The sequence below is a fragment of the Kitasatospora sp. NPDC050543 genome, from assembly GCF_044457565.1.
Taxonomy (GTDB): domain Bacteria; phylum Actinomycetota; class Actinomycetes; order Streptomycetales; family Streptomycetaceae; genus Kitasatospora.
The window spans coordinates 174,107-192,529 of the sequence record NZ_JBITGZ010000001.1 but is presented as its reverse complement, the minus strand read 5'-3'; the positions used below and the strand labels follow the sequence as shown (position 1 = coordinate 192,529).

General features: G+C 73.5%; 17 protein-coding genes and 1 tRNA gene. 11 read left to right on the top strand and 7 right to left on the bottom strand.

Annotated features, from left to right (window positions below):
• The first annotated feature begins 85 nt into the window (after positions 1-85).
• Both ACIBH3_RS00795 and ACIBH3_RS00790 read left to right on the top strand, forming a co-directional pair.
• Positions 86-159: transfer RNA gene (locus ACIBH3_RS00795), tRNA-Met, on the top strand.
• A gap of 437 nt (positions 160-596) precedes the next feature.
• Complete coding sequence (locus tag ACIBH3_RS00790; protein WP_396309663.1) at positions 597-2,531, top strand: tetratricopeptide repeat protein; 1,935 nt, start codon at positions 597-599, stop codon at positions 2,529-2,531.
• Between the two features lie 184 nt (positions 2,532-2,715).
• Here ACIBH3_RS00790 and ACIBH3_RS00785 read toward each other — a convergent pair whose 3' ends face one another.
• Positions 2,716-3,126, bottom strand: a complete 411-nt coding sequence (locus ACIBH3_RS00785) for a Fur family transcriptional regulator (RefSeq protein ID WP_396309662.1) — start codon at positions 3,124-3,126, stop codon at positions 2,716-2,718.
• Between the two features lie 125 nt (positions 3,127-3,251).
• On the opposite strand from ACIBH3_RS00785, the gene ACIBH3_RS00780 reads away from it, so the two are divergent.
• Positions 3,252-4,736, top strand: a complete 1,485-nt coding sequence (locus ACIBH3_RS00780) for a catalase (protein ID WP_396309661.1) — start codon at positions 3,252-3,254, stop codon at positions 4,734-4,736.
• 82 nt (positions 4,737-4,818) lie between these two features.
• On the opposite strand, the gene hisN is transcribed toward ACIBH3_RS00780, so the two are convergent.
• The 5 genes from hisN to ACIBH3_RS00755 form a co-directional block, all read right to left on the bottom strand.
• Positions 4,819-5,616: a histidinol-phosphatase gene (hisN, locus tag ACIBH3_RS00775; RefSeq protein ID WP_396309660.1), complete on the bottom strand. Its 798-nt coding sequence runs from the start codon at positions 5,614-5,616 to the stop codon at positions 4,819-4,821.
• A 76-nt stretch (positions 5,617-5,692) separates the two neighbouring features.
• A complete protein-coding gene (locus ACIBH3_RS00770; protein WP_396309659.1) occupies positions 5,693-6,016 on the bottom strand; it encodes a DMT family transporter in 324 nt (107 codons plus the stop codon).
• 106 nt (positions 6,017-6,122) lie between these two features.
• Positions 6,123-7,178, bottom strand: a complete 1,056-nt coding sequence (gene rsgA, locus ACIBH3_RS00765; protein ID WP_396309658.1) for a ribosome small subunit-dependent GTPase A — start codon at positions 7,176-7,178, stop codon at positions 6,123-6,125.
• 16 nt (positions 7,179-7,194) lie between these two features.
• Complete coding sequence (gene aroA, locus ACIBH3_RS00760) at positions 7,195-8,526, bottom strand: 3-phosphoshikimate 1-carboxyvinyltransferase (protein WP_396309657.1); 1,332 nt, start codon at positions 8,524-8,526, stop codon at positions 7,195-7,197.
• 40 nt (positions 8,527-8,566) lie between these two features.
• Entirely contained in the window at positions 8,567-9,295 is a 729-nt protein-coding gene (locus tag ACIBH3_RS00755) for a M50 family metallopeptidase (RefSeq protein ID WP_396309656.1), read from the bottom strand.
• Between the two features lie 184 nt (positions 9,296-9,479).
• On the opposite strand from ACIBH3_RS00755, the gene ACIBH3_RS00750 reads away from it, so the two are divergent.
• The 8 genes from ACIBH3_RS00750 to def all read left to right on the top strand — a co-directional run bounded on the left by ACIBH3_RS00750 (position 9,480) and on the right by def (position 17,327).
• Positions 9,480-10,229: an SOS response-associated peptidase gene (locus tag ACIBH3_RS00750; RefSeq protein ID WP_396309655.1), complete on the top strand. Its 750-nt coding sequence runs from the start codon at positions 9,480-9,482 to the stop codon at positions 10,227-10,229.
• 59 nt (positions 10,230-10,288) lie between these two features.
• Entirely contained in the window at positions 10,289-10,924 is a 636-nt protein-coding gene (locus ACIBH3_RS00745; protein WP_396309654.1) for an alpha/beta family hydrolase, read from the top strand.
• Between the two features lie 75 nt (positions 10,925-10,999).
• The gene (locus tag ACIBH3_RS00740) at positions 11,000-11,905 is read left to right on the top strand and encodes a sigma-70 family RNA polymerase sigma factor (protein ID WP_396309653.1); all 906 of its coding nucleotides are present in this window, start codon (positions 11,000-11,002) and stop codon (positions 11,903-11,905) included.
• Positions 11,902-12,264: a mycothiol system anti-sigma-R factor gene (gene rsrA, locus ACIBH3_RS00735; RefSeq protein ID WP_396309652.1), complete on the top strand. Its 363-nt coding sequence runs from the start codon at positions 11,902-11,904 to the stop codon at positions 12,262-12,264. Before ACIBH3_RS00740 ends, rsrA begins: the two co-directional genes overlap by 4 nt.
• A gap of 149 nt (positions 12,265-12,413) precedes the next feature.
• Positions 12,414-14,015: an HD-GYP domain-containing protein gene (locus ACIBH3_RS00730; RefSeq protein WP_396309651.1), complete on the top strand. Its 1,602-nt coding sequence runs from the start codon at positions 12,414-12,416 to the stop codon at positions 14,013-14,015.
• Complete coding sequence (locus ACIBH3_RS00725; RefSeq protein WP_396309650.1) at positions 14,012-15,355, top strand: HD-GYP domain-containing protein; 1,344 nt, start codon at positions 14,012-14,014, stop codon at positions 15,353-15,355. Before ACIBH3_RS00730 ends, ACIBH3_RS00725 begins: the two co-directional genes overlap by 4 nt.
• A gap of 232 nt (positions 15,356-15,587) precedes the next feature.
• Positions 15,588-16,577 (top strand): tetratricopeptide repeat protein, encoded by a 990-nt coding sequence (locus ACIBH3_RS00720; protein WP_396309649.1) that lies wholly within the window; start codon positions 15,588-15,590, stop codon positions 16,575-16,577.
• 105 nt (positions 16,578-16,682) lie between these two features.
• Positions 16,683-17,327: a peptide deformylase gene (gene def / locus ACIBH3_RS00715; RefSeq protein WP_396309648.1), complete on the top strand. Its 645-nt coding sequence runs from the start codon at positions 16,683-16,685 to the stop codon at positions 17,325-17,327.
• 93 nt (positions 17,328-17,420) lie between these two features.
• On the opposite strand, the gene ACIBH3_RS00710 is transcribed toward def, so the two are convergent.
• Positions 17,421-18,416, bottom strand: coding sequence for a ribonucleotide-diphosphate reductase subunit beta (locus ACIBH3_RS00710; protein WP_396309647.1), 996 nt, complete (start codon positions 18,414-18,416; stop codon positions 17,421-17,423).
• Positions 18,417-18,423: the final 7 nt, after the last annotated feature.

Below are 18,423 nucleotides of genomic sequence, written 5' to 3'. Positions count from 1 at the left end.
CCGGCCGCCCCGCACCGTGCCGGGCCCACCCGGCCCGGCACGGTGCACGGGCGCTGCGCTGATCGTGTTATGGTTGGTTCACCGACGCGGGGTGGAGCAGCTCGGTAGCTCGCTGGGCTCATAACCCAGAGGTCGCAGGTTCAAATCCTGTCCCCGCTACAAAGGCCAGAGGCCCGGAGGATTCTTCCTCCGGGCCTCTGGTGTTTGTCCCCGGGGCGTCACCCCGCCTCCGGTAGGATCGAACGTCGTCAATGACGCCGACGCCGGCTCTTTCGCTTCCGCCCCGCCACAGGGGTTTGTGAGGCCTGAGTGTCGGGAAATCGACAAAGCGCTGAAGCAATCTCGCCGGCTTCGGCCCGCTCCACCAAAATTGGCCGGGGCAGGTGTACGCGGGTTGCGGGTGATGCGACGATGGAACACATGGGGGACGCCGCACGGCGGTTGACTCTCTCGCGAGCCGGAGGGCGTGCCGTCGTCGGGGGCGGGGAGTGCCGACGGCGGGTCAAGAACGCTCGGAGGCGAGCGGGGATCGGCAGTCGCCGAGTCCGGCGCGTCCCCGGCGGATGCCGCGACACTCTGGGGGAGCGGGAGTCGGCATGAAGCTGATCGGCAAGAACGGACCAGGAGCGAAGCCCGTAGTCACCGAGGCGGACACCGACGCCTGGGCGGAGAGCCAGGACGAGCGGCCGGGTGCCCTGCCGGCCCAGCGCACCAGCGGGCTGGCCGACCGCCGTCCCACCGGCGGCACCGGCCCGGACAGCCTGGTGCACGTCTCGGCGCGTCAGTTCGCCGTCGCCGTCGGCCCGTACGCGGTGGCCGCCGCCGCGGCCCCCGAGCCCGACCAGGAAGGCGCCAGCTTCGAGACCGCGCTCGCCGCCCGGGAGCAGGCCGCGCTGGAGTCCAGGCACCGCCAGGCCGCCGACGAGGGGGACACCGACGCCGCCAGCCGGCTCGGTGCCCTGCTGCTGCGCCGGGGTGACCTGGAGGACGCCGAACCGTACCTGCGCAGCGCCGCCGCCACCGGGCTGCGCGCCGCCGCCAACAACCTGGGCGTCCTGCTGCACCAGCAGGGCCACCGGGCCGAGGCCGCGCACTGGTGGCGCCAGGCCGCCGTGGCCGGCAGCGCGCCCGCCGCCCACGCCCTGGGCCTGCAAATGCGCGACCAGGGCGAGGAGGAGGCCGCCGAGTACTGGCTGCACTTCGCCGCCGACCACGGCCACCCGCTCGGGGCGTACGCGCTGGGCGATCTGATGGAGCACCGGCGCGACGTGCGCGCCGAGCGCTGGTTCAAGGTGTCCGCCGACGCGGGGCACCGCGAGGCCGCGTACCGCCTGGCGCGGATGCGCGAGGCCGCCGGGGACAAGGACACCGCCGAGACCTGGTACCGCACCGCCGCCGCCCGCAGCCACGCCCGCGCGGCGCTGCGGCTCGGCGTGCTGCTGGAGGAGCGCGGCGAGCCGGAGGAGGCCGCCCGCTGGTACCGCCAGTCGGCGCAGAACGGCGAGCCCCGGGCGGCGTGCGCCCTGGGCTTCCTGCTGCGCGACTCCGGGGACCTCGACGCGGCCGCCGAGTGGTGGCAGGAGGCCGCCGAGGCCGGTGACGGCAACGCCGCCAACGCGCTCGGCGCGCTGCACGCCGGCCGGGGCGAGGCCGCCACCGCCGAGCACTGGTACCGCACCGCGCTGGACGCGGGCGATCAGAACGGCGCCTTCAACCTCGGCCTGCTCTGCGCGGGCGCCGGCCGGGACCAGCAGGCCGAGCAGTGGTACCGGCGGGCGGCGTACGCCGGGCACCGGGAGGCCTGCAACGCGCTGGCCGTGGTGCTGCTCCAGCGCGGGGACGAGTCCGGCGCGGAGCCGTGGTTCTCCAAGGCCGCGGAGGCCGGCAGCGTGGACGGCGCCTTCAACCTGGGCGTCCTGCACGCCGGGCGCGGCGAGCAGCGGCAGGCGCACGAGTGGTACGCGCGCGCCGCCGCCGAGGGGCACGGTGAGGCGGCGCTTCAGCTGGCCGTCGCGCAGGAGCAGCGCGGCAGCCTGCCGGGCGCACTGGAGCGCTACCGCCAGGCCGCGGCCGGCGGCTCCATCGAGGGCGCGTTCCGGCTGGCCTCGGTGCTGGACCGCCGGGGTGACGCGGACGCGGAGGCCGAGCACTGGTACGCCGTCGCGGCCGACGCCGGCCACCGCCGGGCGCAGGTGCGGATGGGAGTCCGGGCGGCCGAGCGTGGGGCGCTGGAGATCGCGGAGAGCTGGTACCGGCGGGCGGCGGAGGCCGGCAGCCGCAGCGCCGCCTTCAACCTCGGCCTGCTGCTGGCCCGTCAGGACAGCGAGGCGGAGGCGATGCTCTGGTACACCCGCGCGGCCGACGCCGGTCACGGGCGGGCCGCCCTGCGGCTGGCCCTGCTGGCGCTGCGCCGGGGCGAGCCCGTCCAGGCGGAGAACTGGTGCCGGCGGGCCGCCGACTACGGCCCCGCGGAGGTCGCGGAGCGGGCCGGGCGGCTGCTGGGCGCGCTGCACGCGGAGCTGAGCGCCTGAGCCGACGGCGGCGCGGCCGAGCGGCAGCCTGACGGCCGGTGGTCCGGCCTGACGGGCCGTGGAGTGCGGCGGGCGGGTGCCGGCGATTGCGGCGGCGGGGTACGACGGGGGAGTGGAAAGTCGGCCGGGCCGACTTCTGGTGCGGCCGGGGCGGGCCGGGCGGCCGCGCCGGGCGGTGGTGGGCTCAGGCGCAGTCGGGGCAGAGGCCGCGGTAGGTGACCTCGGCGCCGGAGACGGCGAAGCCGAAGCGCTGGTCGGCGGGGAGGGCGGCGACCGGGTCACCCTCGGGGTGCACGTCGCGGATGGCGCCGCAGCCGGAGCAGATCAGGTGCTGGTGGGCGTGGTGTGCGTTGGGGTCGTACCGCTTGGCGCGGCCGTCCGTGGAGACCTCCATGATCTCGCCCAGGCCGACCAGCTCGCCGAGGGTGTTGTAGACCGTCGCCCGGCTGATCTCGGGCAGCCGCGCGGCGGCGCGCGCGTGCACCTCGTCGGCCGTCAGATGGACGTGGTCACCGTCGAGTACCTCGGCCACGACCCGTCTCTGGGCGGTCAGGCGCCAGCCGCGTCCTCGGAGTCGTTCCAGCAGGTCACTCATGGGGCAAGGGTAGCAAAGGGCCCGCTCACTCCGGAACGCATCCGAGCTTGGTCACGGTATTGACTTAGACAAAGTCCAAGCTAGGCTGAAGGTCATCACGACCGGATAACGCGGAGGTCTCCCCGATGACTGCACAGGACGAGCTGCGGCCCACGCTCACCACGGAGGCGGGCGCGCCCGTTGCCGACAACCAGAACACCGAGACCGCGGGCATAGGCGGCCCCGCGCTCATCCAGGACCAGCAGCTCTTCGAGAAGCTCGCGCACTTCAACCGGGAGCGGATCCCGGAGCGCGTGGTGCACGCCCGCGGCGCCGCCGCGTACGGCACCTTCACCGTGACGGCGGACCTGACCCCGTACACCCGGGCGAAGTTCCTCTCCGAGGTGGGCAAGCAGACCGAAACGTTCCTGCGCTTCTCGACCGTGGCCGGCAACCTCGGTTCGGCCGACGCCGTTCGTGACCCGCGCGGCTTCGCGCTGAAGTTCTACACCGAGGACGGCAACTACGACCTCGTCGGCAACAACACCCCGGTGTTCTTCATCAAGGACGCCGTCAAGTTCCCGGACTTCATCCACACCCAGAAGCGTGACCCCTACACCGGCTCCCAGGAGGCGGACAACGTCTGGGACTTCTGGGGTCTGTCGCCCGAGTCGACCCACCAGGTGACCTGGCTCTTCGGCGACCGCGGCATCCCGGCCAGCTACCGCCACCTCAACGGCTACGGCTCGCACACCTACCAGTGGCAGAACGAGGCCGGCGAGTACTTCTGGGTGAAGTACCACTTCAAGACGGACCAGGGCATCAAGAACCTGACCGCCGACGAGGCCGCGGCCCTGGCCGGCGCCGACCCCGACTCGCACCAGCGCGACCTGCGTGAGTCGATCGAGCGCGGCGAGTTCCCGAGCTGGACGGTGCAGGTGCAGATCATGCCCGCCGCCGACGCCGCGCAGTACCGCTTCAACCCGTTCGACCTGACCAAGGTGTGGCCGCACGCGGACTACCCGCCGATCGAGATCGGCAAGCTGGAGCTCAACCGCAACCCCGACAACGTCTTCGCCGAGGTCGAGCAGTCGATCTTCTCCCCGGCGCACTTCGTGCCGGGCATCGGCCCCTCCCCGGACAAGATGCTCCAGGGCCGCCTGTTCGCCTACGCGGACGCCCACCGCTACCGCGTCGGCATCAACGCCGACCACCTGCCGGTGAACCGCCCGCACGCCACCGAGGCGCGCACCAACAGCCGCGACGGCCACCTCTACGACGGCCGTCACGGCCGCCAGAAGAACTACGAGCCGAACAGCTTCGGCGGCCCGGTGCAGAGCGGCCGCCCGCTGTGGGCGGCCACCCCGGTCACCGGCGCGACCGGCACCCACGAGGCCCCGCTGCACAGCGAGGACAACGACTTCGTCCAGGCCGGCAACCTCTACCGCCTCTTCGGCGAGGACGAGAAGGCCCGCCTGATCGCCAACCTGGCCGGCTTCATCGCCAAGGTCTCCGCCGACCGCGACGACATCGTCGAGCGGGCGATCGAGAACTTCCGCCGGGCCGACGCCGACTACGGCCGGCGCCTGGAGGCGGCGGTGCGCGAGCTGCGCAAGCAGGCGCAGCAGTAGCGGCACTCCCAAGAGCAGCGGGCCCGCCGCGACCGGACCGCCGGTCGCAGCGGGCCCGCACCCATGTCCGGGGGCTCGCGGCTCAGACGGTCAGGCGGCGCAGGGCCTCCTCGTGCAGGATGCCGTTGGAGGCGACCGCGTCGGCACCCCCGGGGCCCGGAATGCCGTCCAGGCCGGTGAAGCGGCCGCCGGCCTCCTGGACGATGACGGCGTTGGCGGCCATGTCCCACAGGCTCAGCTCGGGCTCGGCCGCGATGTCCACCGCACCCTCGGCGACCATCATGTACGACCAGAAGTCCCCGTAGGCGCGGGTGCGCCAGCACGACCGGGTGAGGTCGAGGAAGGCGTCCAGGCGTCCGCGCTCCTCCCAGCCGGAGAGCGAGGAGTAGGAGAACGAGGCGTCCTCGATCCGGGACACCCGGGAGACCTGGATCCGGTTCGCCTTGGCCAGGCTGCGCCCGGCGTACGCGCCGAGGTCCTTGGCCGCCCACCAGCGGCGGTTGAGCGCGGGGGCCGAGACGATGCCGACCACCGGCTCCTCGACGCCGTCGGGCCCGACCTCCAGCAGCGCGATCAGGGTCGCCCAGACGGGCACGCCGCGGATGTAGTTCTTGGTGCCGTCGATCGGGTCGATCACCCAGCGGCGCGGGCCGGTGCCCTGGAGGCCGAACTCCTCACCCATCACCGCGTCCCGGGGGCGGGCACGCTGGAGGACACCGCGCACATGCTCCTCGGCGGCCTTGTCGGCGTCGCTGACCGGGGTGAGGTCGGGCTTGGTCTCGATCTTGAGATCCAGCGCCTTGAAGCGCTCCAGGGTGACCGAGTCCGCGGAGTCGGCGAGGACGTGGGCGAGTCGGAGATCGTCGTGGTAGTCGGCCATGGTCGAACAGTAGCGAGCGACCCCCGATCCCGACAGTCGGGCTCGCCTGCCGGAACAGGGTGGAATCCGGGAGTGGTCAGTGCCCGCTGCCGCTCAGCTGGAGCCCGACGACGCCCGCGATGACCAGGGTGATCGAGACCAGCTTGAGCGTCGAGGAGGACTCCTCCAGGAAGACCATGCCGTAGATCGCGGTGCCGGCCGCGCCGATGCCGGTCCAGACCGCGTAGGCGCTGCCCACCGGCAGGGTCCTGAGGGAGAGGGTGAGCAGGCCGAAGCTGCCGAGGGCGAACGCGCAGAACCCGATGGTCGGCCAGAGCTTGGTGAAACCCTCGCTGAGTTTGAGGTTGATCGCGAAGCCGGTCTCCAGCAGGCCGGCGAGGATCACCAGGGCCCATGCCATCGGGCTGCCTCCCTGTCGTGTCGTCGGCCGGTCGGGCGTTGTCGGCCGACTTTCCTATGATCGCCAGGGCGGGGTGCTCCAACACCTCGACGCACCGAACTACCGGTCAGTCACCTTCCCGGGCCTCCCGGCTGGAGAGCAGCCGGCGCAGCGAGTACAGCCGGGCCTGCTCGGCGTGGCCGTCCGCGACCCAGGCGTCCAGCGCGCAGTCCTTCTCGTCGTGGCTGCAGGCGCGCGGGCAGTCGACGGTGCCCGGCTCCAGGTCGGGGAACGCGAGGATCACCCGGGACGGGTCGATGTGAGAGAGACCGAAGGAGCGGAACCCCGGCGTGTCGATCACCCAGCCCGGGTCGAGCGCCTTCTTCGAGCCGGGCTTGGCGCCCGGGGGCGGCGGCAGCCGCAGGGCGAGCGCCGAGACGGTGGTGTGCCGGCCCCGGCCGGTGACGGCGTTGACCACGCCGGTGGTCCGCTGGTGCTGCGGCACCAGCGCGTTGACCAGGGTGGTCTTGCCCACCCCGGAGTGCCCGATGAAGACGGTCGAGCGCCCGCGCAGGTACGCCCGGACGGCCTCGGCGCCCTCGGTGGCCAGCTCGTCCCGCCTGGTCACCACGTGGCTCATGCCCAGCGGCGCGTACGCCTCCAGCAGCGGTTCGGCCGGTGCGAGGTCGGACTTGGTGAGCACCAGCAGCGGCTCCATGCCGGCGTCGTACGCCGCGACCAGGCAGCGGTCGATCAGCCGGGGCCGGGGCTCCGGGTCGGCCAGGGCCGTGACGATCGCCAGCTGCTGGGCGTTGGCGACGACGATCCGCTCGTACGGGTCGTCGTCGTCCGCGGTGCGGCGCAGTACCGAGGTGCGCTCCTCCACCCGCACGATCCGGGCCAGGGTGTCCGGCTCACCGGTGAGGTCGCCGACGACGTGCACGACGTCGCCGACCACCACGCCCTTGCGGCCCAGCTCGCGGGACTTCATCGCGAGGACCTCGCGTTCGTGCTTCGTCCCGGCGTCGACCAGGCAGGTCAGCCGGCCCCGGTCGACGGTGAGGATCATCGCCTCGGCGGCGTCCTCGTGCTTGGGGCGGATCCGGGTCCGTGGCCGGGAGCCCTTGCGGCCCGGGCGGTTGCGGATGTCGTCCTCGTCGGCGTCCTTGCCGTAGCGGCGCATGTGCTCAACTCTCCGCTCAGGCGTCCGCCGCCGCCCCCGTGAGGAGGTCGTCCCACATCAGCGGGAAGTCCGGGAGGGTCTTGGCGGTGGTGGCGACGTTCTCCACCTGAACGCCCTCGACGGCCAGGCCGAGGACGGCGGCGGCGGTGGCGAGGCGGTGGTCCTCGTAGGTGTGGAAGATCCCGCCGTGCAGGGTGCGTGGGCGGATCCGCAGGCCGTCCTCGGTCTCGGTGACGTCGCCGCCGAGGTCGTTGATCTCCTTGGCGAGCGCGGCCAGCCGGTCCGTCTCGTGCATCCGCAGGTGGGCGATGCCGTACAGGTGGGACTCGGAGTCCGCGAGGGCGGCGACCGCCGCGATCACGGGCGTCAGCTCGCCCACGTCGTGCAGGTCGGCCTCGATGCCGTGGATCCGGCCGGTGCCGGTGAACTCCAGGCCCTCGTCGGTGAAGCGGCAGGAGCCGCCCATCCGGGTGTAGATCTCGCGCAGCTGGTCGCCGGGCTGGTAGGTGTGCTTGGGCCAGTCGCGGACGGTCACCCGGCCGCCGGTGACCAGCGCGGCGGCGAAGAACGGCGCGGCGTTGGAGAGGTCGGGCTCGACCACCATGTCCCGGCCGAGCAGCGCCCCGGGGGTGACCCGCCAGACGTCCTTCTCGCCGCCGTCCTCGGGGGCGTCGACCTGGACGCCGGCCAGGCGCAGCATGTCGACCGTCATCCGGATGTGCGGCAGCGAGGGCACCGGGCCGCCGACGTGCCGGACCTCGACGCCCTGGTTGTAGCGGGCGCCCGAGAGCAGCAGCGCCGAGACGAACTGGGAGGAGGACGAGGCGTCGAGCTCGACCGGCCCGCCGTCCAGCGCGCCGGTGCCGTGCACGGTGAGCGGGAAGGAGCCGCGCCCGCCGTCGTCGATCCGGGCGCCCAGCGTGCGCAGGGCGTTGATCACGCCGTGCTGGGGGCGCTCGTACGAGCGGGGGTCGCCGTCGAAGTGGACCGGCCCGTCGGCCAGCACCGCGAGCGGCGGCAGGAAGCGCATGACCGTGCCGGCGTTGCCCACGTCGATCCGGGCCGGGCCGCGCAGGGCGGGGGCCGGGATGACCCGCCAGGCCTCGCCGCCGCCGGTGCCGCCGGTGGCGTTGTTGACCGTCTCCTCGATGCCGACGCCCAGCGCCCGCAGTCCGTCGGCCATCAGCTGGGAGTCGCGGCTGCGCAGCGGCCGGCGTACCCAGCCGGGCTCGCCGGCGAGCGCGGCCAGCAGCAGGGCTCGGTTGGTGACCGACTTGGAGCCGGGGATGGTGACGGTCGCGTCAACGGCGGTGGTCGCGACGGGGGCGGGCCACAGGGTCTCGGTCATAGGGGCCAGTTTAGGGGCCGGACGGGAAGGGCCCTCGCGCCTACTCGAATGGTGGGACCGGCGTGAGCAGCCAGCTGGCACCGAGCAGCAGGCTGACGATCGCCACCAGCAGGAACACCGTCACCCAGACCAGGGCGCCGATTCCGGTCAGCCGGGCCAGCTGGTCGGCGTCGGAGTCGCGCGCGCCGCCGTGCCGCCGCTTGCGTTGCAGCTCGGCGACCGGGCGCACGCCCCCGAGCAGCAGGAACCAGACGCCGAGGTAGGCGAAGGCGGCCTGCAGTTCGCTGCCGCCGTACCAGGAGATCAGGAAGAACGCGGCGCCGGTGACCACCACCGAGAGCAGCCCGAAGGCGTTCCGGATCATGATCAGCATCGCGGCCAGCAGGGCGATCGAGATCCACAGCAGCGCGGTGATGTGGCCCGCCGCCAGCAGGGCCGCCCCGCCCAGGCCCAGCAGGGAGGGCGCGGTGTAGCCGGCGGCGGCGGTGAGGATCATGCCGGGGCCGGTCGGCCGGCCGGAGGAGACGGTCAGCCCCGAGGTGTCCGAGTGGAGCCTGATGCCGGACAGCCGGCGGCCGGTCAGCAGCGCGACCAGGCCGTGGCCGCCCTCGTGCGCGATCGTCACCACGTTGCGGCTGAGCCGCCAGACGGGGTGCGGCAGCACCACCAGCAGCGCGACGGCGGCGGCGCCCAGGGCGATCCAGGTGGGCGGGTCGGGCTGGGTCCCCAGGACGCGGTCCCAGACCTCGCCGATGCTGTGTCCGTCCATGCCTGCGGGTCTCGCCTCCGGTCGGTCTCGCGGTCGGCCCGCCGCCTCCCCGCCGGGCCGGTGGCGGGCGCGGTGGCAGCGTGCGGCTGGCAGCCTCCCACGGGAGGACGGCCCCGCGGTAGCGCCCGGTTCTGTTCGTGAGATGAGGAAGTGCCGACCGGGGTGCCCGTGGCAAGCTGACGGTATGTGCGGTCGCTTCGCCTCCACCAACAAGCCCGAGGACCTGGTCGAGCTCTTCGACGTGGCGCAGTGGGACCCGGCCGAGACGCTGGCGCCCAGCTGGAACGTCGCCCCCACCGACGGCGCCTTCGCGGTGCTGGAGCGGCAGCCCAAGGACGGCTCGCGGCCGGTGCGCCAGCTGCGGGTGCTGCGCTGGGGCCTGGTGCCGGCCTGGTCGAAGTCCCCGGAGTCGGCGGTCAAGATGATCAATGCCAGGGCCGAGACCGTCCACGAGAAGCCCTCCTACCGGCAGGCCTTCGCCTCCCGGCGCTGCGTCCTCCCGGTGGACGGCTACTACGAGTGGCAGACCTCGCCCGGGCCCGGGGGCAAGCCGCGCAAGCAGCCGTACTTCGTCAGCCGGACGGACGGCGGGGTGCTCGCCCTCGCCGGCCTGTACGAGTTCTGGCGCGACCGCACCCGCCCGGCCGACCACCCGCGGGCCTGGCTGGTGACGTGCAGCGTCATCACCACCGCCGCCGAGCCCGCGCTCGCCCCGATCCACGAGCGGATGCCGCTGTTCCTGGACCGCGCCACCGTCGGCGACTGGCTCGACCCGGCCCTCAGCGACCCGGACGAGCTGCGCCCGCTGCTGGTGGCGCCCGCACCCGGCGCGCTGAACGCCAGGCCGGTCGGGCCCGCGGTCGGCAGCATCCGCAACAACGGGCCCGAGCTGCTGCTCCCGGCCGAGGAGGAGCGCGAGAGCACGCTGTTCTGAAGCCGCCACCCTGCCCTGGGCCCCCGCCCTCGCAAGCCCCGCCCCTGGAGTTCGCCGTCATGCAGAGTCTCGTCCCCACCCCGGCCGGCGACGCCCGGATCAGCTACGCCCCCGCCGCCGGCACCGCCAGGGCGGTGCTCGCGCTGGGCCACGGCGCCGGCGGCGGCATCGAGGCCCGGGACCTGCGGGCGCTGGCCGAGGCGCTGCCGCCGCTGGGGATCACCGTCGCGCTGGTCGAGCAGCCCTGGCGGGTGGCCGGGAAGAAGGTCGCACCGGCCCCCAGGACGCTGGACACCGGCTGGGTGCCGGTCGCCGAGCGGCTGCGTGAGGAGGGCCTGCCGCTGGTGGTGGGCGGACGCAGCGCCGGGGCCCGGGTGGCCTGCCGCACGGGTGCGGCGACCGGCGCGGTCGGGGTCCTCGCGCTGGCCTTCCCGCTGCACCCGCCGGGCCGGCCGGAGAGGAGCCGGGCCGCGGAGCTGCTGGAGAGCGGCCTGCCGACCCTGGTGGTGCAGGGCGCGGCCGACCCCTTCGGCGGGCCGCAGGAGTTCCCCGAGCTGCCCGGGAGCCACGAGTTGGTCGCCCTGCCGTACGGCGGCCACGGCTTCGACGTGCCCAAACGCGCGTCCATGGGGCAGGCGGAGGTGCTGGAGCTGATCACCGGGGCGGTCGGCCGCTGGGTGCTCGCACTGCTGTGACCGGGCCGGGAATGTGTGCGGCGACGGCGTGGTTAACACCCTCGTCAGCTTGAATCCCGGTGGAAGGCAGGTCAGATGGGTTCGATCGCGTGCCCCGAGCGGCCGGAGGAGCGCGAGGCCGGAAGCAGCCTCACCCCTTCATGGTCGGACTGGCTTGTCGCGGGCGAGAAGCCCGTCAGCCCTATATCCTCCATCTCGGGGCGGCCCGCTGTGGACCGGCCCCGGAGTGCCAAGGAGGTGGGTCCGGTCGTCGGGACCGAGGACGAGGCCGAGCCGGGTACGGGCCTGAGCGGCGGGGTGCCCGCGGGCGAGGCGCTCTCCGGTGAGGAGCTGGCCGAGGCGATCGGCGAGGACACCTTCAGGGTGTCCGCGGCCGAGAGCGAGGAGGCCCGGCGGGAGCGCTTCGAGCGCGATGCCCTGGGCTTCCTGGACCCGATGTACTCGGCCGCGCTGCGGATGACCCGCAACCCGGCCGACGCGGAGGACCTGCTCCAGGAGGCGTTCGCCAAGGCGTACGCGTCGTTCCACCAGTTCCGCGAGGGCACCAACCTCAAGGCCTGGCTGTACCGCATCCTCACCAACACCTTCATCAACTCGTACCGCAAGAAGCAGCGGGAGCCCCAGCGGACGGCGGCCGAGGAGATCGAGGACTGGCAGCTGGCCCGGGCCGAGTCGCACATGTCGACCGGCCTGCGCTCCGCGGAGACCCAGGCGTTGGACCACCTCCCCGACAGCGATGTGAAGGACGCCCTCCAGGCCATCCCGGAGGAGTTCCGGATCGCGGTGTATCTGGCTGATGTAGAGGGCTTTGCGTACAAGGAGATCGCGGACATCATGGGTACACCCATCGGTACGGTGATGTCCCGGCTGCACCGTGGCCGCCGTCAGTTGCGCGGCATGCTGGAGGACTACGCCCGCGAGCGCGGGCTCGTCCCGGCCGGCAGCGGGGCAGCGCAGGAAGTGAAGGGCGCGGGTTCATGAGCTGCGGCGATCCGCACGACACCGATTGCGGCGAGGTGCTCGACCACCTCTATGAATTCCTCGACAACGAGATGGCGGAAGGCGACTGCGCCAAGCTGCGCGAGCACTTCGAGGAGTGCTCGCCCTGCCTGGAGAAGTACGGCCTGGAGCAGGCCATCAAGGCGCTGATCAAGCGCTCCTGCGGATGCGACGACACCCCGTCCGACCTGCGCGGCAAGGTGCTGGCCAGGATCGACTCGATCCGGGCCGGGCAGCGGCCGGGCGAGGCGCTGGTGGTGTCCGTCGACTCCGGCGCGGAGGGCCACCGGGCCCCGGTGCCCTACGTCGCCGCGGTGGAGCTGACCAGCTCGGCCGAATGACCGGTCGGACGTGACATCGGCAGGGCCCCGGGAGAGTGCTCCCGGGGCCCTGTCTGCGTTTCACGTCTGCGGGCCGTGCGCTCCCGAGGTGACCTTTGCTCACTCTTTCGAGTGAGTTGGCGGTGTGCCAGCTGCGGCATTACGCGATCATGCGTCCCCGCGCCGGGGCTGAGCCCTATCCTCCTGACGAACGCTCACTGCGGGCCGCCCCGGCGCGCCGGCGCGGTGCGGGCCGAGAGGGCGGGGAGGTCGAGATCGCTACCGACAGCGCAGGCGCGGACCTGCCCGCCGGCGCGGTGCGGTACCTGGTCGCGGTACCGGTCGCCGCGCTCTGCTGCCTGCTGCCGCTGCTGCCCGGGGCCACCCCGGACTGGCTGCCACCCTGGCTGGGCACACCGGTGGACTGGCCCAAGGTCGGTCTGCTCGCCTTCCTGCACGCGTGCTGGGAGGCGCTCTCCCAGGGACTGCCCACCCCCTGCCGGCGGCTGGGCCGCAGACTGCTGCGCCGCCCTGCGCTGCGCGAGCGGCCGCCGGTGCACCCGGATGTCAACGCCTTCTTCCCGGTGCTCTTCGCCGGGATCCTGATGCTCCCCGCGGCCGCCGCCGCGCTGGTCGCGCTGCCGGCCGCACTCTGCAACCCGCAGGGGCCGGGCGCCGCGCGCAGCCGGCTGCGCGCGCGCTGGAACGCCGCCCAGCTCGCGGTCTGCGCCTTCACCGCCGCCGCGGTGTTCCACCTGCTGGCCGGGCCGCGGCTGCTGCTCGGTTCGAGCTTCCCCGGCGCGCTGCTGCCCGCGCTCGCCGCCGTCGCCGCGTTCTGCCTGGTCAACGGCGTCCTGGTGGGCGGCATGCTGATGCTGGCCGAACACCGCCCGCCCGGCGTCCTGCTGGGCGGCCTGACCACCGCCGTCGGGCCGCCGGTGCTGGTGCACGCGGCCGGCGGGCTGATGCTGGCCGTGCTCTGGCAGGGCCCGTACGGGGCCTTCGCGGCGCTGCTCGCGCTGCTCCCACTGTCGATCTCGGCCTGGGTGTTCTCCCAGGGCCACCGTGAGGGGGACGCGCACCAGGCGACCGTCCAGGCACTGGTGCAGGCCGTGGAGATCAAGGACGCGTACACCCGGGGGCACAGCGAACGGGTCGGCAAGGCCGCCGTACTGATCGCGCGCCAGCTGGGGATGGAGCCCGAGCGGCTGCGGACACTGCGGTTCGCTGGCGTCCTGCACGACGTCGGCAAGCTCGGGGTCGCCACCGAGCTGCTGCGAAGAAACGGTCCCCTGACGGAGGAGGAGCGGCACGCCGTCGAGGTCCACCCGGTGTACGGGCACGAGCTGGTACGCGGCATCGCCTTCCTCGGCGAGGCGCACGCGGGCATCCTGCACCACCACGAGCGGATGGACGGGCGCGGGTACCCGGCCGGGCTGGCCGGGGCGCAGATCCCGGAGTTCGCCCGGATCATCGCGGTCGCCGACGCCTTCGACTCGATGACCTCCACCCGCTCCTACCGGCGCGGCCGCCCGGTCGCCGAGGCCGTCGCCGAGCTGGAGCGGTGCGCGGGCAGCCAGTTCGACCCGGTGATGGTCCGGGCGCTGGTCGCCGCCGTCGCCCGGCACGGCTGGCAGCCCGCGCTGCCACCGCCCGGCGGCTGGGCGGGCGAGGTGCCGGACATCCCGCTCGGCGTGCCCGAGCCCGCCCGTGCGGCACCGCCCCGGATCTCCTCGCAGGGCGGCACCGCGGCGACGGCCGGGCCGACATGAGACCCCGGGTCCGGCGCCCGGCCGGCCCTCCCCGCCCGCCCGGCTCCGGCGGCCGCTGGCCGGTGCGCGCGGTGTACGGCGCGGCGGGCGCACTGCTGTTGGCCGGGGTCGGCGCGACGCTGCTCCAGGGGATCGCCGAGCCGGACGTGGCGCTGGTCTTCCTGGCACTGATCGCCCTCGGCGAGAGCGTGCGGATCACCCTGCCGGGCGATCGTGAGCAGGCGCCGATCGGGGCCGCCGCCTCGCTCGCGTACGCCCTGCTGGGGCCGCTGCGCGGACTGCCGACCTCGCACGGGGTGCTCCAGGTGGTGGCCGTCACCGCGGCCGGCACGGCGATCGCCCAGCTGGGGCAGGTGACGCGCCGGCGCCGCGGCCGGCCGCGGGCCGACGCCGTCCGGTGGGACACCGCCGCCCGCCGGCTGCTCACCGTCGGCTTCGCCGCCAGCGTCTTCCAGCCGCTGTACAACGGCGGGATCATCGACCGGCTGGCGCTCGGCGGCCCCGCGTACGGGGTCCTGCTGACCGTCGTCGCGGCGCTGTCCGCGCTCTGCGACGCCACCCTCGCCGCCGTCCTGCACCGGGCCCGGACGGGCCTTCGGCTGCCGGCCTCGCTGGAGGACGAGCTGCGGGCGCTGCCCGGGATCGGCTCGGCGATCATGGCGACCGGCATGCTGGTCAGCCTGGCGGCCGGCGAGGTGGGCCTGTGGGCGCTGCCGCTGTTCTGCGCCCCGCTGCTGCTGGCCCAGGTGTCCTTCCGGCGGGCGGCCGCCGCCCGGGCCACCACCGGCCAGACCATCGCCAGCCTTTCCAGGGCCACCGAGGTGGCCGGCTACACCCCGCCCGGGCATGCCCGCCGGGTCGCCGACACCGCCTGCGAGCTGGGCCGCGAGCTGGGCCTGGGCACCCGCGACCTCGCCCTGCTGGAGTACGCCGCGCTGATGCACGACATCGGCCAGCTCTCCCTGGTCGAGCCCGTCCCGGACGGCGCGACGGCGCTGCTGCCGGCCGCCGAGCAGCAGCGGATCGCCCGGCTGGGCAGCGAGGTCATCCGCCGTACCGGGGTGCCCCGCCAGGTCGCCGAGCAGGTCGCCCGGCTGGCCGATCCCTGTCACGGCCCGGACGGCGGGTACGACCGGACGCTGCCGCTGGCGGCCCGGATCATCCGGGTGGCCAACGCCCACGACGACCTGCTCACCGCCGCCCGCAGCCGCGGCCTGCCCGACCCGGCAGGCCGGCTGGAGGCGCTGGAGCGCCTGAGGCTGGAACGCGGCCGGGTGTACGACCCGAGGGTGGTCGAGGCGCTGGCCCGGGTCGGCAGCAGGGCCAGGGAACCCGGCTGAACCCCGCCTGCGGGGAGCGCGCTCCGTGGCGGCCGTGGTTGGATGCGGTCGTAGCGTGGAACACCCGATCCGGGGCTCCGACAGCCGCCGCGGGGTGTGAGGCGCACGATGTGAGGCGCAGGGCTTGCGGTCCGGGTCCTGTGGTGCGGGACTGGTGCTGCGGTGCGGGACCGTTCCTGCAACTGCGGGACGACGGTGCGGGACTTAGCGGACGACAACGGCAGGGACGAACGTGAGGATCTTCCACCGGACACGGCACCGGCCCTCCGCCACCTGGCGGCAGACGACCGACCGGGCCTTCACGCTGATCGGCGACGGCCGCTACGAGGACGCCGGCGCGCTGCTCGTGATGGCCGCGGACCTGGAACCGTGGCTGTCCGACTCCTGGTTCAACCTGGCTCTGCTGCACAAGTTCCGCCGCGACTGGGAGCAGGCCAGAGCCGCCGGCCTGAGAGCGGTCGCGCTGCTCGACCGCGAGCACGGCGCCCCCGACTGGTGGAACCTCGGCATCACCGCCACCGCGTTGCAGGACTGGCCGCTGGCCCGCCGCGCCTGGCAGGCGTACGGCCTGCGGCTGCCCGGCGGTACGGGCGGGCCGGTTGACGGCCCGGTCAGCCTGGACCTGGGCACCACCCCGGTGCGGCTCTCCCCCGAGGGCGAGTCCGAGGTGGTGTGGGGCCGCCGGCTGGACCCGGCCCGGATCGAGGTGCTGTCCATCCCGCTGCCCTCCTCCGGCCGGCGCTGGGGGGAGGTGGTGCTGCACGACGGCGCCCCGCACGGCGAGCGGGTCGCGGACGGCGTGGCCTACCCCGTCTTCGACGAGATCGAGCTGTGGGCGCCGTCCCCGGTGCCGACCTACGTGGTGCTGCTCCAGGCCGCCACGGCGGGGGACCGGGACGCGCTGGAGCGGCTGGTGGCGGACGCCGGCTACGCGGCCGAGGACTGGACGTCCTCCGTGCGGCTGCTGTGCCGCGCCTGCTCGGAGAGCCGGATGGCGGCCGACGACGGCCACACCGCCCACCACGATCCGCACGACGACGGTGACGCCGCCCACCCGGGCCACCTGAGCCACCTCAGCCAGGGCGCCGGAGGGATGTCCTGGCTGACCGAGCGGGAGTGCGGGATCGCCGCTCCGGCCGCGCTGGTGCGCGGACTGCTGGAGCGCTGGGTGATCGCGAGCCCGGGCACCCGCGCCTACCGGGACCTCGAAGAGGTCTGCTAGCGGGAGCGCCGCGGGCCCGGCCCCCGAGAGTAAGGATCGGCGGCCTCGCCGGGGCCGTACCCTTGATCGGTATACCTCGGTAGACCCACGGAAGCGGAAGCAGCGATGGCGGACCAGCACGGCCACGACCACGGCCACGAGCACGACCACGAGCACGACGAGACCCCGCAGGCCCCGCTGAAGGTGGTCGGTGAGGAGCCCGACCTCTCCAGGGGTACGGCCCGTCCGATCACCGTGGTCGGCAACCCCGTTCTGCACCACGAGTGCAAGGACGTCACCTCCTTCGACGCCGACCTCGCCGCGCTGATCGACGACATGTTCGTGTCGATGTACGCGGCCGAGGGTGTGGGCCTGGCGGCCAATCAGATCGGCGTCGACGCCAAGGTCTTCGTCTACGACTGCCCGGACGACGACGGCGTGCGCCACATCGGCCATGTGATCAACCCGGTTCTGGAGGAGCTCCCGGCCGGGCGCCGGGTGCTGGACGACAGCAACGAGGGCTGCCTCTCCGTGCCGACCGCGTACGCCGAGCTGGCCCGGCCCGACTACGCGGCGGTGACCGGCCAGGACAAGGACGGCAACGCGATCCGGGTCGAGGGCACCGGCTTCTTCGCCCGCTGCCTCCAGCACGAGACCGACCACCTGTACGGCTACCTGTACATCGACCGGCTCTCCAAGCGCGACCGCAAGGACGCGCTGCGGCAGATGGCCGAGGGCACCGCGCGCTACGCGACCGTCCCCAACGACTGACGCACCGCACGACGAAGGGCCCGGCACCGCATCGCGGTGCCGGGCCCTTGGCACATCCGGTCCCGAAGGCGCCGGGTCCGGAGCGGGTCGGGTCTAGAAGTCGTCGTCGAAGGCGACCGTGCCCTCGACCGCGACCTGGTACGCCGAGACCCGGCGCTCGAAGAAGTTGGTCAGCTCCTGCACGTTCTGCAGCTCCATGAACCCGAACGGGTTGCTGGAGCCGTAGCGGATCGGCATCCCGAGCCGGGCCAGGCGCTGGTCGGCGACGGCCTGCAGGTACTCCCGCATCGACTCGGTGTTCATCCCGGGCAGGCCCTCGCCGCACAGGTCACGGGCGAACTGGAGCTCGGCCTCGACGGCCTCCTCCAGCATCGCGGTGACCTGCTTGGCCATCTCGTCGTCGAAGAGGTCGGGCTCCTCCTCGCGGACGGTGTCCACCACGGAGAACGCGAAGTCCATGTGCATCGACTCGTCGCGGAACACCCAGTTGGTGCCGGTGGCCAGGCCGTGCAGCAGACCGCGGGAGCGGAACCAGTACACGTACGCGAAGGCGCCGTAGAAGAACAGGCCCTCGACGCAGGCCGCGAAGCAGATCAGGTTGAGGAGGAACGCGCGGCGGTCCTCCTTGGTCTGCAGCGAGTCCAGGTGGTCGACCGCGTTCATGTACTTGAAGCAGAACTGCGCCTTCTGGTGGATGGAGGGGATGTTCTCCACCGCGTCGAAGGCCGCCGCGCGGTCGTCCGGGTCGGGCAGGTAGGTGTCGAGCAGCGTCAGGTAGAACTGGACGTGCACGGCCTCCTCGAACAGCTGCCGGGACAGGTAGAGCCGGGCCTCGGGGGAGTTGATGTGCTTGTAGAGGCTCAGCACCACGTTGTTGGCGACGATCGAGTCACCGGTGGCGAAGAAGGCGACCAGCCGGCCGATCATGTGCCGCTCGCCCTCGCTGAGCTTGGCGAGGTCGGCGACGTCGGAGTGCAGGTCCACCTCCTCGACGGTCCAGGTGTTCTTGATCGCGTCCCGGTACCGGTCGTAGAACGACGGGTAGCGCATCGGACGCAGCGTCAGCTCGAAGCCGGGGTCGAGCAGCATCTTCTGA